The following is a 22,361-nucleotide window of genomic DNA, read 5'->3' as shown; positions in this document are numbered from 1 at the left end:
AAATCTTCCTCAAACTCTCACATAAGACATAAGACATAAGACATAAGACATAAGACATAAGACATAAGACATAAGACATAAGACGATCTCCACCTATTTACTTCACTGATTGATATCACGCCCAATATAAATAATATCCTGTTCCTCCTCTAGTTCGCTCTCAATTCTGGAACAAGAAAATGCCACTAGAATCTTGTCTCCTGTCTTAGTATGACAAACTACCTGGGTTGTGTTGACGCTATTTGAATAAGAGCCATTTTTGTGTAAAACTAAACCTTTAATCTGAGACTCATCAATAATTAAAGATAAAGGTTTGCCGATTAATTCAGAATTGCTATAACCGAACAATGAATTAGCTGCTTTATTCACAATTTTTATAATAGAAAACGCATTTGTTATGAATAAAGCATCTCCTATATATTGGATTATTTTATCAAGATATTGACTAGATGCTGCCCAAGCATCTAACAATAAAGTCGTTTCATTTGAGTGTTGAACTAATGTCTGTTCTAAATTCATCCGCTCGGTCACATCCTCGCACAACATAATGAGTTGGTTTCCCGCCTGATAATCGTCACTGTCATTGATGATATACATATCAAAATAGAGAAGATTACCTCGTCCAGAAAATCGTCCAATTCCTTTTAAATCAAAGTTTAACTGTTGTCCCTGAAGGATATGGCTTAAAATCTCTTCAATCCCTACAAGTTCCGGGAAACTCAGACGCACATCCTTACCGATAGTCAAATCCTGAGGACGGTCGGCGAACTGAGCGATTTTATGGGATAGTTCTAAAATATTGAATGACTCATCGACGGCTAAGTATTCAATATGACGAGAAAATAATAATTTTTTAAAAAGGGGATGCATGGAATTTTATATTAGTTAGATTTGTGAAGATATTTAAATTAATTTTATTGTTAATAATTACTTAGATCAAGGACTGTAGCATAGAAATTATATATAGTAATTATATAATTTTATCCTATTGAGTATTATTCATTCATTATTCTTACCTGGCTTTTCTAAATCACCAATGTAGCTGGCTATGTTTCTACCCTATCAGTGCAGATTTTCGCAGAACAGGCAAAAACTCAATACCTCCTCGCCTAAGTATGTTTATTGGCTGTCCAATATAATAATTTATTTTACAGCAATAAGAAAATAGGTAGTCATCTTACCCTTACCCTTCACTTCAATCATGCCTGGTTGATCAAACTCGAATGTATCCTTTCAGGTAAAATATTCAGGAGTAACTGTTACAGTCGATGAAATCTTCTTCATTCAACCATTCGCTGAGCTAGGGTAAAAAAGATATCGTCAACATTTTTACCAGTTTTCGCTGATGTGGGATAGACAGCAGCGATTTTATTTGGATAATTCAATTGACACTTGTCTAGCAAATCTTCCTGTTGTTTTTCCGAAAGAAGATCCGCTTTATTTAACGCAACGATACCAAATCCTTTGGGATTTACCGATAAAAACGCCTGTAAGTGATCTGAAATATGATCGATTGTGACTTGGCGACTGACATCAGCTACGATTACCGCACTGGTTGCGCCTTGTAGGTACATCGGCGTCACCGTTTTAAATTTAGTATTTCCCTCCAAATCCCAGATTAGCATTTGTACCTGGAGCGCCTTTTTTGGCGTCTTGGCTTGCACCTCAACCGTTTTTCGGGAAATCTTTACCCCCACAGTGGACAAATACTTATCACTAAACTGTCGTTCTACAAAGCGACGAATTAAGCTAGTTTTACCGACACTAAAATCACCCAGCATACATATTTTTTTAGAGATCAGGGAAGTCATCCTCGTTTTTTAACTCCAATTGATAGAGACTATAATATATTTAGATTTGAGCGATACAAAATAGTTCTGAAATTCTTACTTATCTGTGTTTCTTATCACTGACGAATGACCAATGATCGGCGATTAATTGCCCAGATATGATCCCCAAAGAAGGGCAAATTTAGTTAAGTAAAACCCGCCCCTACAACAATGTAGAGACGCGCCATGGCGCGTCCATACTTAAATGCTGCCATAAACGGGAACAGCCGCACCGCTTACATCCTGCGCCGCGTCTGAGGCTAAAAAACAAATCACTTGGGCGATAGATTGGGGTTTCACCCACTGATTGGCATTTTCTTCCCCCATCGCTTGACGATTGGTTGGTGTGTCAATCACACTAGGGAGTACACTATTGGCGGTGATATTTGTGCTTTTGGTTTCATCCGCGATCGCTTGAGTCAGGGCGACAACGCCAGCTTTTGCTGCACAGTAGGCGGCTAACTGTCCCCCCGGTTGCACAGCACCCCGCGATCCCACGGTAATAATGCGCCCATAATTCTGGGGCAGCATTTTCGCCAAACTGTGCTTGCACACCAAAAAGGTGGTATTTAAGTTCAGGTCAAAATCGTTTTTCCAGGCTTCATAACTGTATTCGTGGGTTTTTCCCATGGAAAAGCCACCCACTAAATGGATTAGTACATCCACCCCTTCCATATCGTCGATCATCTTGCTGACATTCGCCTCATCAGTGAGATCGGTAGGGACAAAGCTAATCCGGGCAAAATCCGCAGGGGATAGGATTTGTTTTAGGCGTTCTACATCTTGAGGATTGCGATAAGGAATGGTTACCGTTTTGGGTGTAGAGGCTAATACGGCTGGAGTCACCCCTATTCCTAGTCCGCCAGTACCGCCAGTGAGTAAAACGTGTTTGCCTTTCATGAAGTTGAACGGGTGGGTATCTTCATTTTCCACCATATCGTGATTTGAGCAGCAATTAAGCTGCCCTTACTTTATTCAAGCACGAATTGGCTTCACCTGATCGGGTGGATGTCTAGGATAGGCGGCGCAAATAATAAGGGTTTGGTAACCAAACCCCTGCGAGTCCACTTCTAAGACTGTTGTTCCAGTTCCGATTTCATCCGCTCTAACGTCATTTGCATTTGATCAAACATTTGCTGAGGCGTGATGCCAAACTGACCAAGTTGTGTATTAAGCTGCTCAACTGTCATCTGAGCCATAAAATCCTCGGATAACTCGAAGCGCTTCATAAAAATTCGATAGCGCTCCATCATCGCTTCCATCTGATCAATGAAAATTTTCTTCCCTTCTCGGTCAAATTTACCGTAGCTGCCTCCCAATTGGACAAGGGACTGATAATCTTCAAACAGTTGTTTAGCTTCTTGTTGGACTATATCTGAATCAAAAAACCCCATAGCTCTTACCCGATCAACCGAGTGGGTTGTACTGCCGTTTCCAGTCATATTCTAGTGCAGTGTTGCACTTAGAGGAAACTTCGGTTATCCGTATTGGGGATGCAAGGGAGTAGGGGTGCAGGGGGGAGAGGAAATGAAATTAGAGATTCCTGCCAGTAGTATTAAGCAGTATCTCTCTATCATAAAAGTATGGCGTTCCTCTTTCTTGATTGATAACGGTGTCCTTTCGTCTGGTGTTAGAACCACTATGTTGAGCAAGCCGAAAAGTCGAAAAGTCGCTTCCTTACTGGCGTTTAGTGGGGTAGTGATACCTGTTTCTGGACTGCACAAGTTTTATCTGGGGCAACCTTGGTGGGGAGTTTTGTATTTATTGCTGTCCTGGACACCGATTCCCAGAGTGGCGAGTGCCATTGAAGGGGTATGGTATTTGTTGCAAAATTCGGAGCAATTCGACCAAAATTTTAATGGGAATTTGATATCAACCGGGACATCGATACCAAGTCAAATCCCAGAGGTTGATCCGGCGCAAGTGGGTGCGATCGCGGATGCACTGCGACAACTGGACAAGCTGCGTCAGGAGGGATTGATGTCAGAATATGAGTTTGAGCAAAAGCGTCGCCAACTACTGGATCGTATCGCCTGAAAAAAAGAAGATGGCACTGTTTGACTGGCTCTTATCGACGGATCGATTAAACCCAACCTGGCGCTCAATCCAATCCCGGATTCAGAGTGATCCTTACTATCGGCTGCAATCGGCGCAAGAAATTGAAGTGGCGGTGGCGCTGGGGATGAGAATTGATGTCAATCAAGCGACGGTGGATGACTGGCTAAGATTACCGGGGATATCCATCCATCAAGCGCGATCGCTGGTTGAATTGGCAAGTAGTGGGGTACAGTTTTGCTGTTTGGAGGATATTGCGGCGGCGTTAAGTATCTCTGTGGCGCGGTTACAGCCGTTACAACCAATTCTCAGCTTTTGTTACTATGATGCCGAAAGTCCAGCAACACCCGTGTCGATTCCGGCGAATACAGCATCCGTGGAACAACTGAGCCGAATTCCTGGAGTTGACTTGTTTGTAGCCAGAGCGATCGCCCAAAATCGGCAAGAGATGGGCAACTATCGTAATTTAGCAGACTTGCAGCGACGCCTTGCCCTTCCCCCAGACCTCATATCTGAGATAATGTACTATCTGCGGTTTTGAGTAAAAAGCAAATGCCCTGGTTCGTCAAGATAGAAGAAGGCATCGTCGATAAACCTACGTTTGACCAATATGTTCCGGCTCATAAAGCCTACGTCCAAGACTTGATTGCCAAAGGACACCATGCCAAAACAGGTTACTGGGCTGAGAAAGGGGGCGGAATGCTCCTGTTTGAGGCAATTTCCAAACAAGAAGCACAGGCGATCGTTGAACAAGATCCGTTGGTAGCAAATCACTGTGTCAAGTACCAACTTCACGAATGGTTCATCATTGCCGAATGAAAATATCTCGGTGAACTGATCAATGAGGTTCAAAGCTGTTATAGTGGTAAATGACTCGGATTCATGCAATCCCAACGCTCAAACCTTGTCAGAACCGGAAGGTAGCAGCAATACGAGATGCTTGGGATAGGCGTGAACTCCGGGTCTTCTCGTATCTGGCGCTACGGTGTGGTAACTACGGGGTGGCGGAATCAGTATTGTGGTGAGAGTTAGAGACTCCTCCGGTGAAACGTCTGGAAGCATGGGAAGTTCCCTAACACCGGAATCGAAACAAGGCAGAGGACGAATCTCGCTATACTGCCAAATGATACCCTTACTAATTGGTTTAAGTTTCCTGGAGGCAGATTTATGACATCCTATGCAACCTCTTCTGCCAAAGCCGAGATGAGTGAACTCCGGCGTCTAAAAACCTTACTCCCCCCAGAATTGCAAAGCTGGGTCATGGTGGAAGGAACGACTGAGGTCAATCCCCCATTGTTACGCACCGAAGAAATTGGTAGCGATGAGGTGGAGGTGCAAATTGACTTAGTGAAATGGGAGCAGTTTGCCCTTGACCAACGTAATCTCCTATTTTGGCACGAAGTTGCCCGGATTCAGAATGACACGATCCCCAAAGAAGGGTGGGAAATGGCAGCCCTAGCCATTGGTTTGGGAGGCGCTGTTGGGGAACTTTGGGTACAAGATGGATTGCTACTGCTGTTGGCACTCGCCCTCTGTGGTGTTTCTGGATGGAGACTCTATCAGAAAAACAACGGCGAGAAAACTCTCAAGGCAGAAATTGAGGCAGACGAAAAAGCGATCGCCCTGGCTACTCGCTTTGGCTACACTCTCCCCAACGCCTACAAGAGTCTAGGCAGTGCCTTAAAAACCTTAGTTGAAGTTACACCCAGTCGCCGTCAACGTCGCCGCTACGAAGCCCGCCTAGCTGCATTGAAAAAAAGTGCGGCTAAAGCCAAAGCTGAAGCAAAAAGCAAACGGGAATCCAGAGCCTAAAGCTGACCGATCATCTTATGGGTTTGGGGGATGACGCGCACTGATTTGAGATGGCGCTTCATCAACGCTTGCCATTCTAAAACTTGAGTCGGCGTTGGCTGGCTCATTGGCGCATGATGGGGTTTAGCTAGGGGCGTTACAGGTTGTAAAAACACGGGAATACTGGGGTTACACGCTGCAACCAATTCGGCGGCTAACTCCAGTTCGGCGGTGTTCGTTGTTTGGGCAATAATCAGCTTGACAAAAACCTCAACATCTGTATAACCACAAAGTTGTAGAAACTGACGATGGGCTTGCCAACACTCTTCCCCACTTACACTCGGCAGCTTCATATCCATGCCGATACAATCTAAATAGGGTAAAATCTGGGCTAGTTGCTCTGGACGATGTCCACCGGTTTCCAAATAGATGGGTAACCCAGTTCGGTGTCGCACCACGGGCAAGAACTCTCTTAAAAAGGAAGCCTGCAACAGGGGTTCGCCACCTGTTACACTAATGCTTTCATGGAGTCCTGGATAATTTTGCCGCTCAACCCATGCCAATAACTGATCAAAGGTTACAGGATTAGGATGAGTTTCAAAATCCCGATGTCCAGGGGTTTGCTCCACAGAAGCTAAATTGGGAACTGCCCAGGTATTCGTACTATCGCAAAAATGGCAGCGCAAATCACACATTGCCAAACGGATGAATAATTGACGGGTACCAACATTGAGTCCTTCACCTTGAATGGCAGAAAACAGTTCAATGAGCCGTGCGGTTAGTCCAGTCTGAGCTGACATTTTTTGAGGATCGGTAAATTCAAGTGAGTTTTCGGTTAAGTTAGCAATTGTACGACACAATATTGGTCAGGAACACATCAGGAACACAGGTGAATACAAAAAATACAGGTTGTTATGGGTGACTCAATGTCAGAAGCGGATTTTAAAGTAATACTATTGCATGAAACTCCCGTCATGCAACTTCCGGCTCGCCTGAGTGTGCTTGAAGCTGTGGCTTTCAAAGAAACCTTCCAGCAAATTTTTCAGAATCACCCCCTGCCGCCCAAAATTATTTTAGACTTTCGTCAAACGACCTTTATCGATAGCTGTGGGATTGGGGCGTTGGTGAACAATTACAAAAATGCGACCAGTAAAGAGGTTGAACTGGTACTCACCAATGTTAGCACTCCGGTCATGATGGTTTTGAGAATGACGAACCTCGATCAAGTTCTCACAGTGGAACTGCTGTCTGAATCAAGTCAGCCGCCAGCATTACTACCCACTCACCCTTCCACCCGCTCTGGGATCAAACGTGGACTTGATATTATCGGCGCAATCGTTGGCTTAGGAATTACCGCACTGCTGTTTATTCCAATTGCTATTGCCATCAAACTTGATTCACGAGGTCCTATCTTCTTCAGTCAGATCCGTAAGGGGTGGATGGGCAAAGAATTTCGGATTTTGAAGTTCCGCTCCATGTATGTCGGGAGTCAAGATATTAGTAAGGGTAAAATTAGAATTAAACCGTTGGATGAAAATGCCCCTGATCTGAGAGTGACACGAGTCGGTCGCTTTTTACGGAAAAGTAGCCTTGATGAACTGCCTCAATTTGTCAATGTCCTGAAAGGGGAAATGAGTTTGGTTGGAACTCGACCCCCAACACCCGACGAAGTAGATTACTATGAGGTACCAGAATGGCAGCGTTTAGATGTCAAACCGGGTATGACAGGAGAGTGGCAGGTCAATGGGCGAAATCAAATCCACAACTTTAAGGACATCATTGACTTAGATTTACGCTACCAGCATCACTGGAGCTTGATGTATGATGTCAAATTAATTATCAAAACAATTTTAGTCGTTTTTTCTAAAAATAGTGGCGCGGCTTAAAAAAATATGGGACTGGCTTTCGATTGATGCACCCTGACAAACCCCTTAAACAATCGCATCTCAAGGTAGCCACAGACATCAACGCTGTTGCTAAAATTTTCGCCTGGTTTGATCGGCTAGCCTTGCGCCAATTTCCTTGCCAATTTTGTGTGGATTGTAAAGTGGCACTAGATGAAGCCTTTGCCAACGCGGTTCACCACGCTCATCGCTACTTGCCTCACACTACACCGATTGAGCTGGAGCTGAAGATATTTGCTGACCGCTTAGAAATGCGGATTTGGGATCACGGACAACCGTTCGATTTGCAAGCTAAGTTGGACGCTTTACACCAAAAAGGCTGTAACCTTCTAGAGGAAACAGGCAGAGGATTAATTTTGATGGAGCAATTCACGGATGAACTATCTTATCAACGCTTATCTGATCAACGCAATTGTTTGTTTATGGGAAAACGACTCGTACCCGTGAGCCATTGAATGCCGTCAGCCATTGAAGGAATGTGTAAAAGCCGTGAATTTATCCAGCCTCTAGCTGATTGCACTTACTCTTACGATGCGGCATTCTGATAAAGGCAACTACAATAGGTAGATTCTACAATAATGGTGTTTCCTTAGCAATTGAGCCATGCAATGTCCTTGAACATAAGCCTAGACATCCTGATTGATAGGCACTCGGCTAGTTTGGCGAAAAAATTAGCCCCAACTGGGTAAGTCCCACTTGCTTTCCTAAAATTTATGAGAATTCTGATTTATTCCTACAACTATTTTCCCGAACCCATTGGCATTGCCCCACTGATGACCGAACTCGCTGAGGGGTTAGTGAAACGAGGACATCAGGTTCGGGTGGTTACGGGTATGCCTTGGTATCCTCAAAAAGAAGTCTATAAAGACTACCAAGGCAAATTATACTGCACCGAGGTGATCAACGGTGTAGCGATTCAGCGCAGCTATGTCTGGATTCGCCCCGAACCCAGTTTAATCGACCGATTATTATTGGAAGTTAGTTTTGTGGCAACAAGTTTTGTCCATGCTCTAAAGGGTAAGCGCCCCGATATCGTTTTCTTAACAGCACCACCACTACCCGTTGCGGTACCCGCAGCACTCCTAGGATGGCTACACCGAGTTCCAGTGGTTCTAAATCTTCAGGACATTTTACCAGATGCTGCTGTACACCTGGAAATTCTGACCAATCCCAAGCTGATTCGCATCTTTTCCATTTTGGAAAAATTTGCCTACCGGACTGCGACCAAAATTAGTGTTATTGCTGATGGGTTTATTAAAAACTTGCGGAAGAAGGGAGTCAGTGAAAGCAAAATTGAGCTGATTCCGAATTGGGTGAATGTTGATTTCATCAAACCTTTACCGAAAGAACCTAATGAATTCCGTCAAGAGCATGGACTCAACGGGAAGTTTGTGGTCATGTACTCCGGGAATATAGCGCTAAGCCAAGGCATAGAAACCGTGATCCAGGCTTCGATTCGCCTGCGCCACGTTCCCGAAATTGCCATTGTCATTGTGGGAGAAGAAAAAGCGTTAGAACGATTGCAGCAAGAAGAAGCGAGGGCGCTGGTAGAATGGCAAATTGAGATCCAAAAGAAAGCGCGATCGCTGGTGAAAGCAGAAGCTAAAGCCTTGCAACAATTGCAGCTATACAAACAAACCTGTAAAGCCACCAACGTACTCCTGCTACCGTTTCAACCTCGCGAAAAACTCCCGGAAATGCTAGCCGCCGCCGATGTGGGCTTGGTCTTGCAAAAGCACAACGTTATTGACTTTAATATGCCCTCAAAAATTCCGGTTTTGATGGCAAGCGGTCGTGCCATCATCGCCTCGGTGCCAGCCGAAGGTACAGCCGCCAGTGCCATTCAAAGAAGTGGCGGTGGTATTAGGGTCAAACCCGAAGATCCCAAAAATTTAGCCGCCGAAATTTTGGATCTCTATCTCCATCCGGAAAAAGTCAAAGCTTTGGGTGAGAAAGGCAGAAAGTATGCCGAAGAAAATTATGCGTTTGACCGAGCGCTTGATCGCTATGAACAACTCTTTGCTTCCCTTCAGAAGCGTTGAGATAAAATGGATTCAATACCTATAGTATAGAGTCAATCTTAGCCTTGAGGAGTTTTGTGACCGAATGCGGGATCAGGTTTTAACCTGGCTAAACGATAATGTTCCGACAGCCCGGATGCAGCACATCCTGAGGGTTGAGCAGATGTCTATGGAATTAGCGCGACATTATCATTTAAATGTGGAGCAAGCCGCTCAAGCCGGATTGATGCATGATCTGGCTAAATACTTTAAGCCAGAGCGACTCTTGCGAATGGCTAAGGAGGGAGGTATCGATATAGATCCAATCTGTGCGGCGACTCCCCATCTGTTACATGCTGATGTCAGTGCTATCGTGGCTAAAGAGCAGTTCGCTATCCAAGAGGACGCTGTACTCAATGCGATCGCGCTGCACACGCTAGGAAATCCAGGAATGAGTGAGATGAGCTGCGTTGTGTTTTTAGCCGATAGCCTGGAACCAGGTCGTGGCAATACACCGGAGTTAGAAAATTTGCGGAAAATTGCTCGCGTTGATCTGCACAAAGCCGTTTGGCTAACGTGCGACTACTGTGTCAAACACCTGCTCAATACCCGTCGCCTGATTCACCCCCGCATGATCTTAACTCGGAACTGGGCGGTGCAACGCTTTAGCCAAAAACCAGAATTGACTCAGTAGGTCAATGGACATCAACCGAAAAATGTTATGTTTTATAAAAAATCATCAAACTCTAACAAATGACAAATGACAAATGACAAAAAACAAATGACAAAAGACCAATTTCAACGCTCATCTACCTTATTTGTCAACGACAATCAAGAGCAAAAAACTGGACCCGATTTGGCATTAACCATTGCTCAAGCTGCCGATGATCGCAAAGGCGACAATATTGTCATCCTGCGCGTGGCAGATGTTTCCTATATTGCTGATTATTTTGTGATTGTAACAGGCTTTTCACGGGTACAGGTGAGGGCGATTTCTCAGTCGATTGAAGATCAAGTGGAAACAACTTGGCAACGGCGTCCTCTACGCACCGAAGGACAAGCCGATGGAAGCTGGCTGCTTCAGGATTACGGTGAGGTGATTGTTCACATTATGCTGCCCCAGGAACGGGAGTTCTATAATCTAGAAGCATTTTGGGGTCACGCCGAATATGTTGAATTCAATTCGCAACAATCCTAACCTGAACAAACACTATGAGGGAATCGTCCGTTTCTTTCTGTCCCGTACCGACAGAACAACAACCGATTCATGAGTACCAAGAATTAAAAGACTCTTGGTTTTTCCGTTGGGCGAAGCTAGAATTGGGGGATTATGGACTCAAGCTGGCTTGGGTTTGGGGCTTAAGCTGGTTAATAGCGGGTCCAGTCGCCGCCGCTAGTTTTGCGCCGCACCAGGATCTGGTACAGTTTATTTTGGCGGGTGGCGCAGGTGCTGGCGTGTTTTTGATATTGGTGTTACTGCGACTGTACTTAGGTTGGTCTTACGTGTGCGATCGCTTATCTCAGGAAACCATCGGCTATGAAGAGTCCGGCTGGTATGATGGTCAAACCTGGACGAAGCCGCCAGAAGTCCTGAGTCGCGATCGCCTGATCGTCTCCTATCAAGTTCAGCCCATTCTGCAACGCCTGCAACGAACATTGGGCATTATCGCTATTCTGATCATAAGTGGCAGCTTGCTATGGAATCTTTCTTGATAATTTATGGTTTGGTTTTCCCTCAAAACAATTAAGTTGGTTGGTGGAAATAAACCCAACACTATTAATTTCTGCCAATATTCCCTAAACTCTTACAAATGACCAATGACCAATGACCAATGACGAATAACGAATGACAAGGGTAAAACGTAATCAAGCACCAGCGATCGAAGTCCGTTTACTCCGGGAAGGCATAGCCGAATCCATCCACCACGCTCAAGCTGTCCTTTGTGACGAGCGAGGGCGTGTGCTATCTGTAGCGGGCAATTCAGAAACATCAACCTTTATTCGTTCGGCACTCAAACCGTTTCAGGCTCTGGCAGTTACCACAACGGGAACCCTGGAACGATATAATCTTAACGACCGAGATTTGGCAATTATTTGTAGTTCCCACCAAGGTCATCTGGAACAGGTTCGCCAGGTGTTTAAGATTCTTTGGCGCTGCGATGTTGACCCATCAGCCTTGCAATGTCCGATTCCTCCGGGCAAGCAAAGTGCCTTAGAATACAACTGCTCTGGCAAACATGCAGGTATGCTTGCTGTCTGCCGCCAACGCAATTGGTCGATTGATAGTTATTTACAGTACAATCACCCCGTTCAACGACTCGTTTTGAGCAAAGTCGCAGAATTGATGCGGATGCCACCAGAAGAGTTGATTTTGGCACACGATGACTGTGGCGCACCGACGTATTTTTTGCAACTCGCTCAAATCGCCACCCTCTTTGCTCAACTCGCTTCTGGTGACAATTTGGCAATGGAGCGAATTGTTCGGGCAATGACCCATCATCCTACCCTAGTGGCAGGAGAAGGGGCATTTGATACAGAATTAATGCGATTGACCCAAGGCGAACTGGTAAGTAAAGCTGGATCAGAAGGGGTTCAATGTATCGGTCGTGTGGGTGAAGGACTGGGTATGACAATTAAAGTCATGGATGGAGCCAAACGCGCTAAATATGCGGTAGCGATTCAGCTTTTGAAACAAATGGGTTGGATTAGTCCCGCCGTGGCGGAAAGTTTGGCGGAAACCTTTATGCATTTCGGTGAGTTCAAGCGTCTAGAGGTGATTGGCGAACTCTCGATGAGTTTTTGAATTGGGTGATTGGTCATTTGTCCTTGGTCATTTGTCCTTTGTTTGTACTACCGCACCTAGGCTTTTTTGCTTGGAGTTGCCACATTTAGGAAATAGGTGTTATGCTGTTTAAAGCGACGCGGGATAGAGCAGTCTGGTAGCTCGTCGGGCTCATAACCCGAAGGTCGGTGGTTCAAATCCGCCTCCCGCCACCAAATATAAAGGCAAGCCCTGTAAACCCTTGAGTTTATGGGGCTTTGTGTAGGGATTGCTGCATGAGTGTAGATGGTATACCACACAAGGGTTTTAATCCATTTTTTGACCCAACAAGTGCTTTCGTTTTGATGCCTAAACGGTCAAAAACCTTGCAATGCAAGCCTAAAAGCAGCATCTTCCCCATCTCCCTCATCTCCCTCATCTCCCTCATCTCCCCCTCACCTCACCACTTATTCAGCAGCCCCTAAGGAGCGATCGCGGGAGTTCTGCCCACAGTCTCTTGAACTGTTGTATGACAGGTAGGCATAAGTTCCAGCACCATGTTATAAAAAGAGCGAATCGGTGGGATTTGCAGTCGATCTTGTGTCGTGACTAACACCACTTGCCGGGTCAAGGTTTGTTTCGGGGGTGATCCATTTTCAGTAGCAGCAGCGGTAATCGAACGCACAGCCAGAGTCGGATCACCTAGGGCTTCTACCAAGGCAGATCGGGGTAGCAGCGAAATTAAATTTCCCTGACGCACAACTCCCCGAAAAGCATCCAGGGAATTTAATTCTAAGCTAGCGTTAAGGGTGCCACTTTGCCGGGAGAACAAGTCTTGTACCAATCGCTGCATCCCATAACCATCTTTAAAGATCACATGGGGATAGCAGGTTAGGGCATCCAAAGGCACTAGGGTATATTTGGTTAACGGATGATCGGCTGCCATTAAGACTTCGATGGGTTCGTCATACAATTGCTCCGTCACCATTTCGGCGCTGGCGGTTAAATAGCGGTTATTCATGACAATCGCTAAATCAACCAAACCATCTTTCAAAACTTTCAGGGCGCGATCGCTCCCTAATGCCGTTACCCGCAGTTGCACGTTGGGATAATCCTGACAAAAACGCTGTAAAACCGGGGGCAAGTAATGGGCGCAGACGGAGTGAATAGCGGCGACACAGAGTTCAGGTTGTTTTCCGTCTAACAAGTCAGATAATTCTTGGGTGGCGGTTTTCCATTCATGGCAGATTTTACGGGCGCGAAATAAAAAGCGATCGCCTCCTAGGGTTAATGTCGCCCGAGCCGTTCGATGGAGCAAGGGTAGCCCTACTTCAGCTTCCAACGCTTGAATTTGGCGGCTAATCGTCGATTGGGTAACACCGCATTCACGGGCGGCTTGTTGAAAGCTGCCTGTCTCAGCAACGGCTAAAAAAGCTTGTAACTGCTCTAGACGCATGATGGTGTAGCGGAGATATATTAACGTGAGATTAGCTTAATCGATATCTCACCTCAACTTAGTAATACTTGATACGGCAAGTTCAATCTTTAGCTGAACCGTAGGATAGGCTATGCCCACCCTACCCAATACTATTCTCTGTTGCCTGTTCCCCGTTCCCTGTTCCCTGTTCCCTCTAGACGCTATCAGTGACGCTGCTGAAATTAAACGCCTTAACTCGTACCCCTGGCATCACCCGACCCCCGAAACGCTGTACCGTACTCAGAGCATCAATATCCCGTAACATGTCCGGCAGACTTTGGTTAAATCGCAGATTTTTAATCGGATAAGCAATTTTCCCATCTTCAATCCAGAATGTACCATCACGGGTCATTCCTGTCACCTCTAAGGTACGTGGATTGACATAGCGCACATACCAAGCGCGATTAACCAAGATTCCCCGTTCCGTTTGAGCAATCAAATCGCTCAGGCTTTGCTCAGATCCAGACATAACGATGGGAAACAATGAGCCTGTCGGTTCTTTTCCCTGCTGTTGCGCCCAGTAGCGACTATAGGATAAGGTTTTAGGCACTCCATCCTGAATAATCTCCAGATAGTGATTACTCAATCCATCACTAAAGCAGGTTCCTCTCTGCAACAAGGGATGAGCGGGATGGCGTTGCACTTGTACCAAGGGACTAAATAGAGATTCACCAACGCGATTCCCCACAGGTTGACCTGTGTCATCGGTGCGAGACATAAAGGATCGCCCTTCATCGGCGGATCGGGCATTTAAATTGAAGATCACCCAGGGGAGTACATCCGCAAACGCCGGATTATTAAAGATGACAGGGTAAACACCCGGTTGAATTTCACGGGGATTACGGGCGGCAAATGCCCGCTCAATCAGGGGTTCAATTAGGGAATCTAGGGGTAACTGAGCAATAGCAAAGGCTGTACGCTGATTCCAACTCGATCCATCCTCAATTCGAGCCGTAAAGCTCAACTCCGCCTCTGTACCGCGATCGCAGGCGCGTAATCCCAGGGAATTTCCTACAGCTTTAGCAAAGGCTTGAGTACTCAATCGTCCAGAACCTTCCACTCCAGCTTTAGCACTCTTAGCACAGATTTGTTGTACCATTTCTCCGCGTGCTAAGGGTGATAAAGTGGCTGTGGCGTCGTCAAAGGCAGGAACACGGGACTCGTAGACTTGGGGTTCAAGCAAGGGAACCCATTCTGGATCTTCAGGTGCAATCCGAGCTAATTCTTCGGATCGCTGGATGGTATCGGTAATTGCATCGGGTAAAAATTCTGTGGTGGAAGCCGATGCGCTGCGTTTACCGAAATAACTGGTAACGGTGAGAGTAAATTTATGGCGGTTAATATTCTGGCTAATTTGATTTTCTGAGAAGCGGCTGAGGGCAGATTCGCTGGAACTTACGCTGACGAATACCCCTTCGGCTTGAGATTGCTGAATCACCGAATCAACCAAGGATAAAGCTTGGTCTTCACTGACTAATGTCGGGGCTGTAGCTGGTGTCACGGCGGTTTACTCTAGGGGTAGGGTGGGTATAGAGACATAATTTCTGATCAAGCCCTTAAATTATCATAATTTGCCCAGAGGCGTAGTGAGCTGGCAATGCCCACTCTACACGATCAGTGTCGTTAAAATCTTTTGTATCTGCTTCCACTGCTGCACTGGCAAACTATGACCAACCCGCCCGATCCTTCTCCGTCTAATCCAGCCATCCAGTCAACGAACCCTAATCCTGAGCCAATCTCATCCCAGGCTTCTGATCAGGTGTCGGCTGTGTCTCCGACTCAATTCTCTGAGCGACAAAATCCTAACAGTAAAGCATTGGCTAATCCCTCTATTGTCACCCTCAGCGCGATCGCGGTTTTGATTGTTGGCTTAGTTCTGGATAACAACTGGGTGATTCTCGCCGGGGTCATTGTCACGTTACTCCTCTCTGTGTCGGTGATTTGGTCACCCTTACAACAATGGTTTCACAAATCTCTCTCTCAAGAGCAGCGATCGCAAGTGATTGCGGTTTGTGGTGTGATTGTGGCAATTGTGGGGATTGCGGCGTTAACCGGGTTTACCAAAGCGTTTGATTCGGTGGGTTCTTTAGCAGAATGGATTGGTGCGTTAGGGCAAATTCTGATTGCTATTCTCGCTGTCTATATCGCTTGGCGTCAGTATGTTATTTCTAAGGATCTCACCATTCAGCAAAATACAATTACCCAACAGCAAACTATTGATGCTTATTTTCAGGGAATTTGTGATCTGGCTTTAGATGATGAAGGATTGCTAGAAGATTGGCCCCAAGAACGAGCGTTTTGTGAAGGACGAACCGCTGCTATTGTTAAGAGCGTAGACGCCGCAGGTAAAGCCAAAGTTTTACGGTTTTTGTCTCAATCCCGATTACTGACACCCTTAAAACGCGATCGCCACTTGGGACGTCCTATTTTAGATGGTTATGGCGGGTATCAAGAAGATCGGGTTTATGGCGTGCGGGTTATTGCACTAAATGTTATGTTAGCCGGGGCTAATTTGGCAGGTACGGATCTACGCTGGACAGAATTAAGTGAAGCCAATATGGTTCAAGCCAATCTAAGCAATTGTGACCTAGCCGGAGCGAATTTGTCTCGCACGATTCTCTATAAAGCCAATTTATCCGGTTCTGATCTCCAGGGTGTGCGCCTGTTCTATGGATCAGTGGAAACCGCCAATCCTCGCAGTCGTACTGAACCGCCTGATTATCGCACTGGAATTCACACGGGTGCCGTGGTGGAGGGAATTAATTTTACTGGGGTGCAACGGTTAGGAGAGGAACAACGTCAATACTGCTGTTCCTGGTGCGGTGAACAGTCTCGCCTAACGATTCCGGGAGGGTGCGATGGGATTAGTAATAAATTAGGGCGTTGAAATCCGTTAATCCTGAGTCAGGCTTGACCTTTTCTATAGTACATCAGAACTAAACTAAATTTAGTTTAAAAAAGTATTCCATTGTCAGGAATTGGGGGTGCTTCTGTTGAGTGTAGGTTAAGGTAAAAAAATCGATTGGCGATCGCGTGTATGAACAGCTTGGTTAGATTACTCTGGACTAGCTTCTGTTTCACCCCTCTCTTGATTCCGGCGGCTATAGCACAAACGGAGATTCCATTACTCCCAAAAGCCGATGCTGTTCTTCACTATCACCCCTCCTTGGGGAGTCCGCTGCAAGCGCAGACACCAGACTCTCCCCCGTCTACCTCTCCAGATTTAACAACACTACAAATTAAACCTCGCTGGGGAATTGGGTACAGTACTTCCGGTGCGGGATACGATGGTTTTACCCGCTTGGACAGTTTTCTCCCGCTGCTACAAAATCCCGGTAGTACGCTGACATTTTTAGAGGGACGATTGCAGTTAGATAATAGCGCGAATGTCGGTGGTAATCTCTTATTTGGACACCGCTTTTATAATCAGTCCCTGAATCGGATTTTTGGCGGTTATGTGGGTTTTGATCGTCGGGATACGGGAAATAGTACATTCAATCAACTCGGTGTGGGGTTGGAAACCTTGGGAGAGGTTTGGGATGTGCGCCTCAATGGTTATTTTCCTCTGGGTGATACTCGCGATTTAGTAGATGAAACAACATTTGATACCGGATTTCAACTGACTGATCGCTTCTTTTCTGACCATTTTTTAGTGGTTCAGGGACAACGACAACGGGGACAAGTGCGCCACTTTGAAGCAGCAATGACGGGGTTTGATCTGGAAGTCGGTGCAAGATTGGCGCAATGGGGTGAAGGGGGAGGATTACGAGGCTATGGTGGACTTTATTATTATGACGCAACCGGAAGTGATTCCAGTCTGGGTTGGCGGATGCGATTGGAAGTACAACCCACGGATAGCTTAAATTTCGGTGTGGCGCTGCAAGAGGATCAGATATTTGGCACAAATGTAATTGTTAGTGTGGGGGCGATTTTCGGGAAAACTCGTTCCTCAGGGGATGCTGGTATTTTATCCCGTTTAGGGGATGGTGTGGGACGTACTTCCAGTATCACGGTTGATAGTCAAACAGAATCGGATTTTTTCAGCGAAGAAATTACTACCGCCGCAACGAATCCCCAAACCGGTGAACCTTATATCTTTCAGCACGTTAATTTAGGTGCAAGTGGTGGAAATGGTACAGTTGAAACACCGTTTGGAACAGTCGATTTAGCCCTAGCCGCGACGCAATCTGATGGGAATGATATTGTTTATGTACAAGCGGGAACTAATCCCGGTATTCCGGCTTTTACAATTCCTGATCAGGTGCAAGTTTTGTCCACAGCACCGATGCAACAATTGGATACAATAGAATTTGGTCGCGTACAACTTCCCTTATCCGATGCTGGTGTTTTTCCTCAGGTAATGGATACAGTAACGTTGGGAAATAATACGGTGTTATCCGGATTTACAATAACTGGAGTAACCAATCCAGGAATTGTCGCCAGGGGTATTCAAAATGGGGAAGTGCGAGACAGTATGATTACCAGTTCCAGTCAAGCTGGGGTATTACTGGAAAATACTGGCGGTTTTATTTCATTTTCCAATAGTGAGATTGCGGGAAATGGCGTTCCTAGCTTAAGTGTTACATCAGTGAATGATGTTGCGATCGCGAATAGCACTCTCACCAGTACCAATTCCGCAACCGCAGGGATTTCTTTAGACACAGTTAGCGGTAATTTCGATATCAGCGATAGCACAATCACGATTGAAAATCCCGCCAGTAACGGTATCCTCGCTACGAATATCCAAGGAATCGCGACAATTTCAGCCAATCAAGGAAGTCAAATTACTACTGAGGGAAATCAAGCCGGAATTTCCCTATCTGAAAGTACAGGTGCGATTAATTTATCTGGCGTAACCGTCTCAAGTATAGAGGGTGCAGTTCTCGAAGTAAGGAATATTAATAATGGCGCGATCGCGAATAGCACTCTCACCAGTACAAATTCCACAGCCGCAGGGATTTCTCTGGACACAGTTAGCGGGAATTTCGATATCAGCGATAGCACAATCACGATTGAAAATCCAGCCAGTAACGGTATCCTCGCTACGAATATCCAAGGAATCGCGACAATTTCCGCTAATACAGGAAGTCAGATTACTACTGAAGGAAATCAAGCTGGAATTTCTCTAACTGAAAGTACAGGTGCGATTAATTTATCGGGTATAACCGTGGAGAGTACAGAGGGTGCAGTTGTTGAAGTAAGGAATATTAATAATGGCGCGATCGCGAATAGCAATCTCACCAGTACCAATTCCGCAACCGCAGGGATTTCTCTGGACACAGTTAGCGGTAATTTCGATATCAGTGATAGCACAATCACGATTGAAAATCCCACGAGTAACGGTATCCTCGCCACGAATATCCAAGGAATCGCGACAATTTCCGCTAATACAGGAAGTCTTATTACTACACAGGGAAATCAAGCCGGAATTTCCCTATCTGAAAGTACAGGTGCGATTAATTTATCTGGTGTAACCGTCTCAAGTATAGAGGGTGCAGTTGTCGAAGTAAGGAATATTAATAATGCCACACTTTCAGATAGCACCCTTACCAGTATCAATTCATCAACAAACGGTATCTCTCTTAACGGGGTTAGGGGTACAGTTGATATTAGCAATAGCACGATCACGATTACTGATCCACTTGATAACATTAACGGCATATCCGTTAGCAATGTCACGGGAACAGTGAATATAGCCGCCAATGAGGGAAGCCAGATTACTCAGGCAAATCAAGGAATTGAACTCTCTGATTCTACGGGTGCGATCGCTATTTCTGGATTTGAGATTCGGAATACTGACGATAGTGGTATTTCTGGAACCGATCTCAGTAATGTTACCCTGACAAATAACCGCATTGAAGGGGCAACTAATCAAGGAATTTTCCTTGAAAATGTGAATGAAGAAGTCAACATTACTGACAATATTATTTCAGAAACAATTGATAATAATACTGTTTTACCCTTAACAGGTCAAGGTATTTTACTCAATAATGTTACAGGAAGAATTGAAATTAGTACAAATACAATTTCTGGTACAATGGGTTTTAAGCCTGACCCTCAAATCCCTCCAAGTGGACAAGGTATTGTGATCAACAATGATACAGGTTCTGTGAATATAACGCTTTCAAACAATTCATTGTTTGATAATTACGAAGATGCCATCCTGATCGGCTTAGGTGTTCCTTTCGGCGATCCCATCGTCAATTTGAGAATTGAGGGAAATACAATAGAAAACAATGGCGGCAGCAATCCAACCCGAGGCGATGGTATTGGCATTGGTATTGAAGGTAATACAATCATCGAAAATCTGACGATTTCGGGGAATACAATTAGGAATAATGGTGATGAAGGAATTGACAACCCAACCTACAATTTATTTCATGCTCTATTGAGATAAATCACTGATGACTGATTACAGGTAACGTCAGCAACGCATGAGGAACAACTAACACATCCAAATCCTTGCCTAAGTCAGAAGCCACCCTCACTAACGCTTCATCCATCGTCGCGGCTGGAATCATTTTACAAGCTTCCACAACCTCTGGATAATCACTTCCAACAATAATTACCGAATTTTGTTCTAAAACCTTTGCCATAACAAAGGCACGTTGTTGACCCGGTGGATACCCATGTTTACGCCCTTCCTGTAGAATCTGTTGTACAGAAGGGATATCTCGCATCGCCGCCAAGAAACGCTGTTCTCCTACTCCTTCACCCACCCCTTCTGGACATTGGGCGGGGATAATAAAATAACCGCTTGGACGCACAACCGGAGTCGGGGCAAAAAACAGATAACTCGCTGCACGACTGGCTTGATAAAGGTTAGCATCTTTGGGAAATCCCACCCCACCAATTACCACATCGTATTGCTGAGAAATAGAGACTTGATTAAAGGTTTTCGCTTGTTCGACCAGTTGTTTATGGGTTTCTATGGGTTCTCCTGCTAATACCGAAACAATCCGTTTTTTATCATCCAGAACCACATTAATAATAAACCCTAATCCCGCCCGCATCGCCGCCTCTGTCACCGCCTGCTGAAACGGATTTCCCTCAAGTTTACCCAGGCGACAATGGGGATGATCGATAAACTCAGGACCATGACTATAGGCAATTAAGGGTTCTCCAGCCGCCCCTACAGCAACGGTTTTACACCCACCCGAATAGCCAGCATATTGATGAGGTTCGACAATTCCAGTGGCGATGAGGATATCGGCATGATAAGCTACTTTATTAACCGATAAAGGGATATCATTAACAACACCTAAGTCTACTAATTGATCCGGGTTTTGCGGTTCATGGTCAATCACCCGATACCGATCAACTACCGCTTGTCCTAACTTCGTCACCTTTTCTACCAGGGTGCTAGGGCGATGCATACCAATCCCGCACAATAGGGTAATATCTTGGTCACGTACCCCAGCTTTTTCTAACTGATGTAATATCGGTGGAATCAATACCTGATCGGGACTATCGCGGGTGATATCCGTAAACACAATACAAACGCGATCGCCTGGATGTGCCAATTGGTCTAAGGATGGGGAATTGATCGGGGTTGAGAGAGTTTGCGCGATCGCACCCTCAACATCTGTCAGGGGTTGGACGGCTTCAGACTTCACTAATGTCCCCCGCATTCCTGGCGGTAAATCAAAGTCTAGAAACGTTTTTCCGTAAGGAACTTGGTACATTTGTCATTTGTCATTTGTCATTTGTCATTAGGATTTGGTACGATTAATCAAATCGGTTCACTCAAAATTAAAAATAGAAGTCAAATCAAGAATAAATTCGGGAAGTACTGATTCCCCTGATAAAATAGAAGATATTGGTTGAGTGGAGAAATTCAACGTTTCCACCTCTCGATCAGGACGGTAAATTGCTGCTAAAGGCGTTTGCGGATCAAGTAACCAACCTAGCCGTAAACCATTGGCAAGATACTCCTCCATTTTGCGTTGCAGGGGGGGGAGGCTATCGGTTTCAGAACGTAACTCAATCACAAAGTCTGGACACAGGGGTGGAAATCGCCGTCTATCTTCCGGAGATAACGCTTCCCATCGTTCTCGCATCACCCAAGAAACATCAGGCGATAGTTTAGCACCATTGGGTAATTTAAAAATAGTCGAGGAATCAAAGACATAACCGAGTCGAGTCTGGCGGTTCCAGATTACCAAATCAGCATTTAAATCCGAATTTCTAATCCCACTTTCTCCACCCGTTGGCGGCATAATAATCAAGTCTCCTTCAGCCGTTAGTTCCATCCGATGTTCTTCATTTGCCATGCACAACTGATAGAATTGCTCATCGGTTAGAGTTACCGTGGTGGGAACATGCAAAGTTATTGCTTCCATGGCTGATCAGGAAAAAGCGTTTAAGAAATGAACCCAACCAGGGCGGGTTAGTTACGTTATCGGTTGTTGCCAAACCTTATCGGTAAAACCCACCCCGACAAATCGGTTTTTCTGATATCTTGCACCGAGAGTCAGTAAGCCTTGACACCCGCCAAGAACTCAAGTTCTTGGCTAAAAGCACAAGTCGTCTAAAGACGACTAC

The 22,361-nt window shown here is 45.4% G+C and carries 22 protein-coding genes, 1 tRNA gene and 1 other RNA gene; 15 read left to right on the top strand and 9 right to left on the bottom strand.

The features are described from left to right. Positions 1-102: 102 nt before the first annotated feature. From RIB93_RS09315 to RIB93_RS09300, 4 genes are all read right to left on the bottom strand, one after another. Positions 103-870, bottom strand: coding sequence for a PAS domain S-box protein (locus tag RIB93_RS09315; protein WP_446372462.1), 768 nt, complete (start codon positions 868-870; stop codon positions 103-105). Positions 871-1,280: 410 nt separating this feature from the next. Continuing rightward, the gene (locus RIB93_RS09310; RefSeq protein WP_446372460.1) at positions 1,281-1,811 is read right to left on the bottom strand and encodes a Rab family GTPase; all 531 of its coding nucleotides are present in this window, start codon (positions 1,809-1,811) and stop codon (positions 1,281-1,283) included. 219 nt (positions 1,812-2,030) lie between these two features. Beyond that, positions 2,031-2,729, bottom strand: coding sequence for a 3-oxoacyl-ACP reductase FabG (fabG, locus tag RIB93_RS09305; RefSeq protein WP_446372458.1), 699 nt, complete (start codon positions 2,727-2,729; stop codon positions 2,031-2,033). A gap of 170 nt (positions 2,730-2,899) precedes the next feature. Continuing rightward, a complete protein-coding gene (locus tag RIB93_RS09300) occupies positions 2,900-3,223 on the bottom strand; it encodes a DUF1825 family protein (RefSeq protein ID WP_044206685.1) in 324 nt (107 codons plus the stop codon). A 247-nt stretch (positions 3,224-3,470) separates the two neighbouring features. Here RIB93_RS09300 and RIB93_RS09295 point away from each other — a divergent pair, with 247 nt between their 5' ends. The 5 genes from RIB93_RS09295 to RIB93_RS09275 all read left to right on the top strand — a co-directional run bounded on the left by RIB93_RS09295 (position 3,471) and on the right by RIB93_RS09275 (position 5,696). Then, entirely contained in the window at positions 3,471-3,866 is a 396-nt protein-coding gene (locus RIB93_RS09295; RefSeq protein WP_446372512.1) for an NINE protein, read from the top strand. 10 nt (positions 3,867-3,876) lie between these two features. Next, positions 3,877-4,425 carry a helix-hairpin-helix domain-containing protein gene (locus RIB93_RS09290; RefSeq protein WP_446372456.1) on the top strand — a complete coding sequence of 183 codons (549 nt, stop codon included), beginning with the start codon at positions 3,877-3,879 and terminating at the stop codon, positions 4,423-4,425. Positions 4,426-4,436: 11 nt separating this feature from the next. Then, complete coding sequence (locus RIB93_RS09285) at positions 4,437-4,703, top strand: YciI family protein (RefSeq protein ID WP_446372454.1); 267 nt, start codon at positions 4,437-4,439, stop codon at positions 4,701-4,703. 52 nt (positions 4,704-4,755) lie between these two features. Continuing rightward, positions 4,756-4,852, top strand: an RNA gene (gene ffs, locus RIB93_RS09280) — signal recognition particle sRNA small type. A 199-nt stretch (positions 4,853-5,051) separates the two neighbouring features. Further along, on the top strand, positions 5,052-5,696 hold the full coding sequence (locus RIB93_RS09275; RefSeq protein WP_446341055.1) for a DUF3318 domain-containing protein: 645 nt from the start codon (positions 5,052-5,054) through the stop codon (positions 5,694-5,696). Here the strand turns inward: RIB93_RS09275 and RIB93_RS09270 are convergent. Further along, entirely contained in the window at positions 5,693-6,475 is a 783-nt protein-coding gene (locus RIB93_RS09270) for a 7-carboxy-7-deazaguanine synthase QueE (RefSeq protein WP_446372452.1), read from the bottom strand. The genes RIB93_RS09275 and RIB93_RS09270 overlap by 4 nt on opposite strands. Positions 6,476-6,601: 126 nt before the next feature. Here RIB93_RS09270 and RIB93_RS09265 point away from each other — a divergent pair, with 126 nt between their 5' ends. From RIB93_RS09265 to RIB93_RS09230, 8 genes are all read left to right on the top strand, one after another. After that, positions 6,602-7,561, top strand: a complete 960-nt coding sequence (locus RIB93_RS09265; RefSeq protein ID WP_446372450.1) for an anti-sigma factor antagonist — start codon at positions 6,602-6,604, stop codon at positions 7,559-7,561. A gap of 26 nt (positions 7,562-7,587) precedes the next feature. Continuing rightward, positions 7,588-8,034, top strand: coding sequence for an ATP-binding protein (locus tag RIB93_RS09260; RefSeq protein WP_446372448.1), 447 nt, complete (start codon positions 7,588-7,590; stop codon positions 8,032-8,034). 258 nt (positions 8,035-8,292) lie between these two features. Further along, entirely contained in the window at positions 8,293-9,621 is a 1,329-nt protein-coding gene (locus RIB93_RS09255; protein ID WP_446372446.1) for a glycosyltransferase family 4 protein, read from the top strand. Between the two features lie 64 nt (positions 9,622-9,685). Next, the gene (gene yqeK / locus RIB93_RS09250; protein WP_446372444.1) at positions 9,686-10,273 is read left to right on the top strand and encodes a bis(5'-nucleosyl)-tetraphosphatase (symmetrical) YqeK; all 588 of its coding nucleotides are present in this window, start codon (positions 9,686-9,688) and stop codon (positions 10,271-10,273) included. 66 nt (positions 10,274-10,339) lie between these two features. Then, positions 10,340-10,777, top strand: coding sequence for a ribosome silencing factor (rsfS, locus tag RIB93_RS09245; protein ID WP_446372442.1), 438 nt, complete (start codon positions 10,340-10,342; stop codon positions 10,775-10,777). A gap of 14 nt (positions 10,778-10,791) precedes the next feature. Beyond that, positions 10,792-11,292 (top strand): CGLD27 family protein, encoded by a 501-nt coding sequence (locus RIB93_RS09240; protein WP_446372440.1) that lies wholly within the window; start codon positions 10,792-10,794, stop codon positions 11,290-11,292. Between the two features lie 133 nt (positions 11,293-11,425). Continuing rightward, a complete protein-coding gene (locus RIB93_RS09235; protein WP_446372438.1) occupies positions 11,426-12,382 on the top strand; it encodes an asparaginase in 957 nt (318 codons plus the stop codon). 117 nt (positions 12,383-12,499) lie between these two features. Beyond that, positions 12,500-12,576, top strand: a tRNA-Met gene (locus RIB93_RS09230). A gap of 245 nt (positions 12,577-12,821) precedes the next feature. On the opposite strand, the gene RIB93_RS09225 is transcribed toward RIB93_RS09230, so the two are convergent. Both RIB93_RS09225 and RIB93_RS09220 read right to left on the bottom strand, forming a co-directional pair. Beyond that, complete coding sequence (locus RIB93_RS09225; RefSeq protein ID WP_446372436.1) at positions 12,822-13,796, bottom strand: LysR family transcriptional regulator; 975 nt, start codon at positions 13,794-13,796, stop codon at positions 12,822-12,824. Positions 13,797-13,971: 175 nt separating this feature from the next. Then, complete coding sequence (locus RIB93_RS09220; RefSeq protein ID WP_446372434.1) at positions 13,972-15,318, bottom strand: TldD/PmbA family protein; 1,347 nt, start codon at positions 15,316-15,318, stop codon at positions 13,972-13,974. A 165-nt stretch (positions 15,319-15,483) separates the two neighbouring features. Between RIB93_RS09220 and RIB93_RS09215 the strand changes: the two genes are divergently transcribed. Together RIB93_RS09215 and RIB93_RS09210 are read left to right on the top strand one after the other, a co-directional pair. Beyond that, positions 15,484-16,704, top strand: a complete 1,221-nt coding sequence (locus RIB93_RS09215) for a pentapeptide repeat-containing protein (RefSeq protein WP_446372432.1) — start codon at positions 15,484-15,486, stop codon at positions 16,702-16,704. 150 nt (positions 16,705-16,854) lie between these two features. Continuing rightward, on the top strand, positions 16,855-20,214 hold the full coding sequence (locus tag RIB93_RS09210; protein WP_446372430.1) for a right-handed parallel beta-helix repeat-containing protein: 3,360 nt from the start codon (positions 16,855-16,857) through the stop codon (positions 20,212-20,214). A 1-nt stretch (position 20,215) separates the two neighbouring features. On the opposite strand, the gene larA is transcribed toward RIB93_RS09210, so the two are convergent. Beyond that, complete coding sequence (larA, locus tag RIB93_RS09205; RefSeq protein ID WP_446372428.1) at positions 20,216-21,502, bottom strand: nickel-dependent lactate racemase; 1,287 nt, start codon at positions 21,500-21,502, stop codon at positions 20,216-20,218. A gap of 57 nt (positions 21,503-21,559) precedes the next feature. Further along, positions 21,560-22,159, bottom strand: coding sequence for a Uma2 family endonuclease (locus tag RIB93_RS09200; RefSeq protein WP_446372426.1), 600 nt, complete (start codon positions 22,157-22,159; stop codon positions 21,560-21,562). Between the last annotated feature and the right edge of the window lie 202 nt (positions 22,160-22,361).

This window comes from Coleofasciculus sp. D1-CHI-01, from assembly GCF_040218875.1.
Taxonomy (GTDB): domain Bacteria; phylum Cyanobacteriota; class Cyanobacteriia; order Cyanobacteriales; family Coleofasciculaceae; genus Coleofasciculus.
This window is presented reverse-complemented; position numbering and strand designations above follow the sequence as displayed.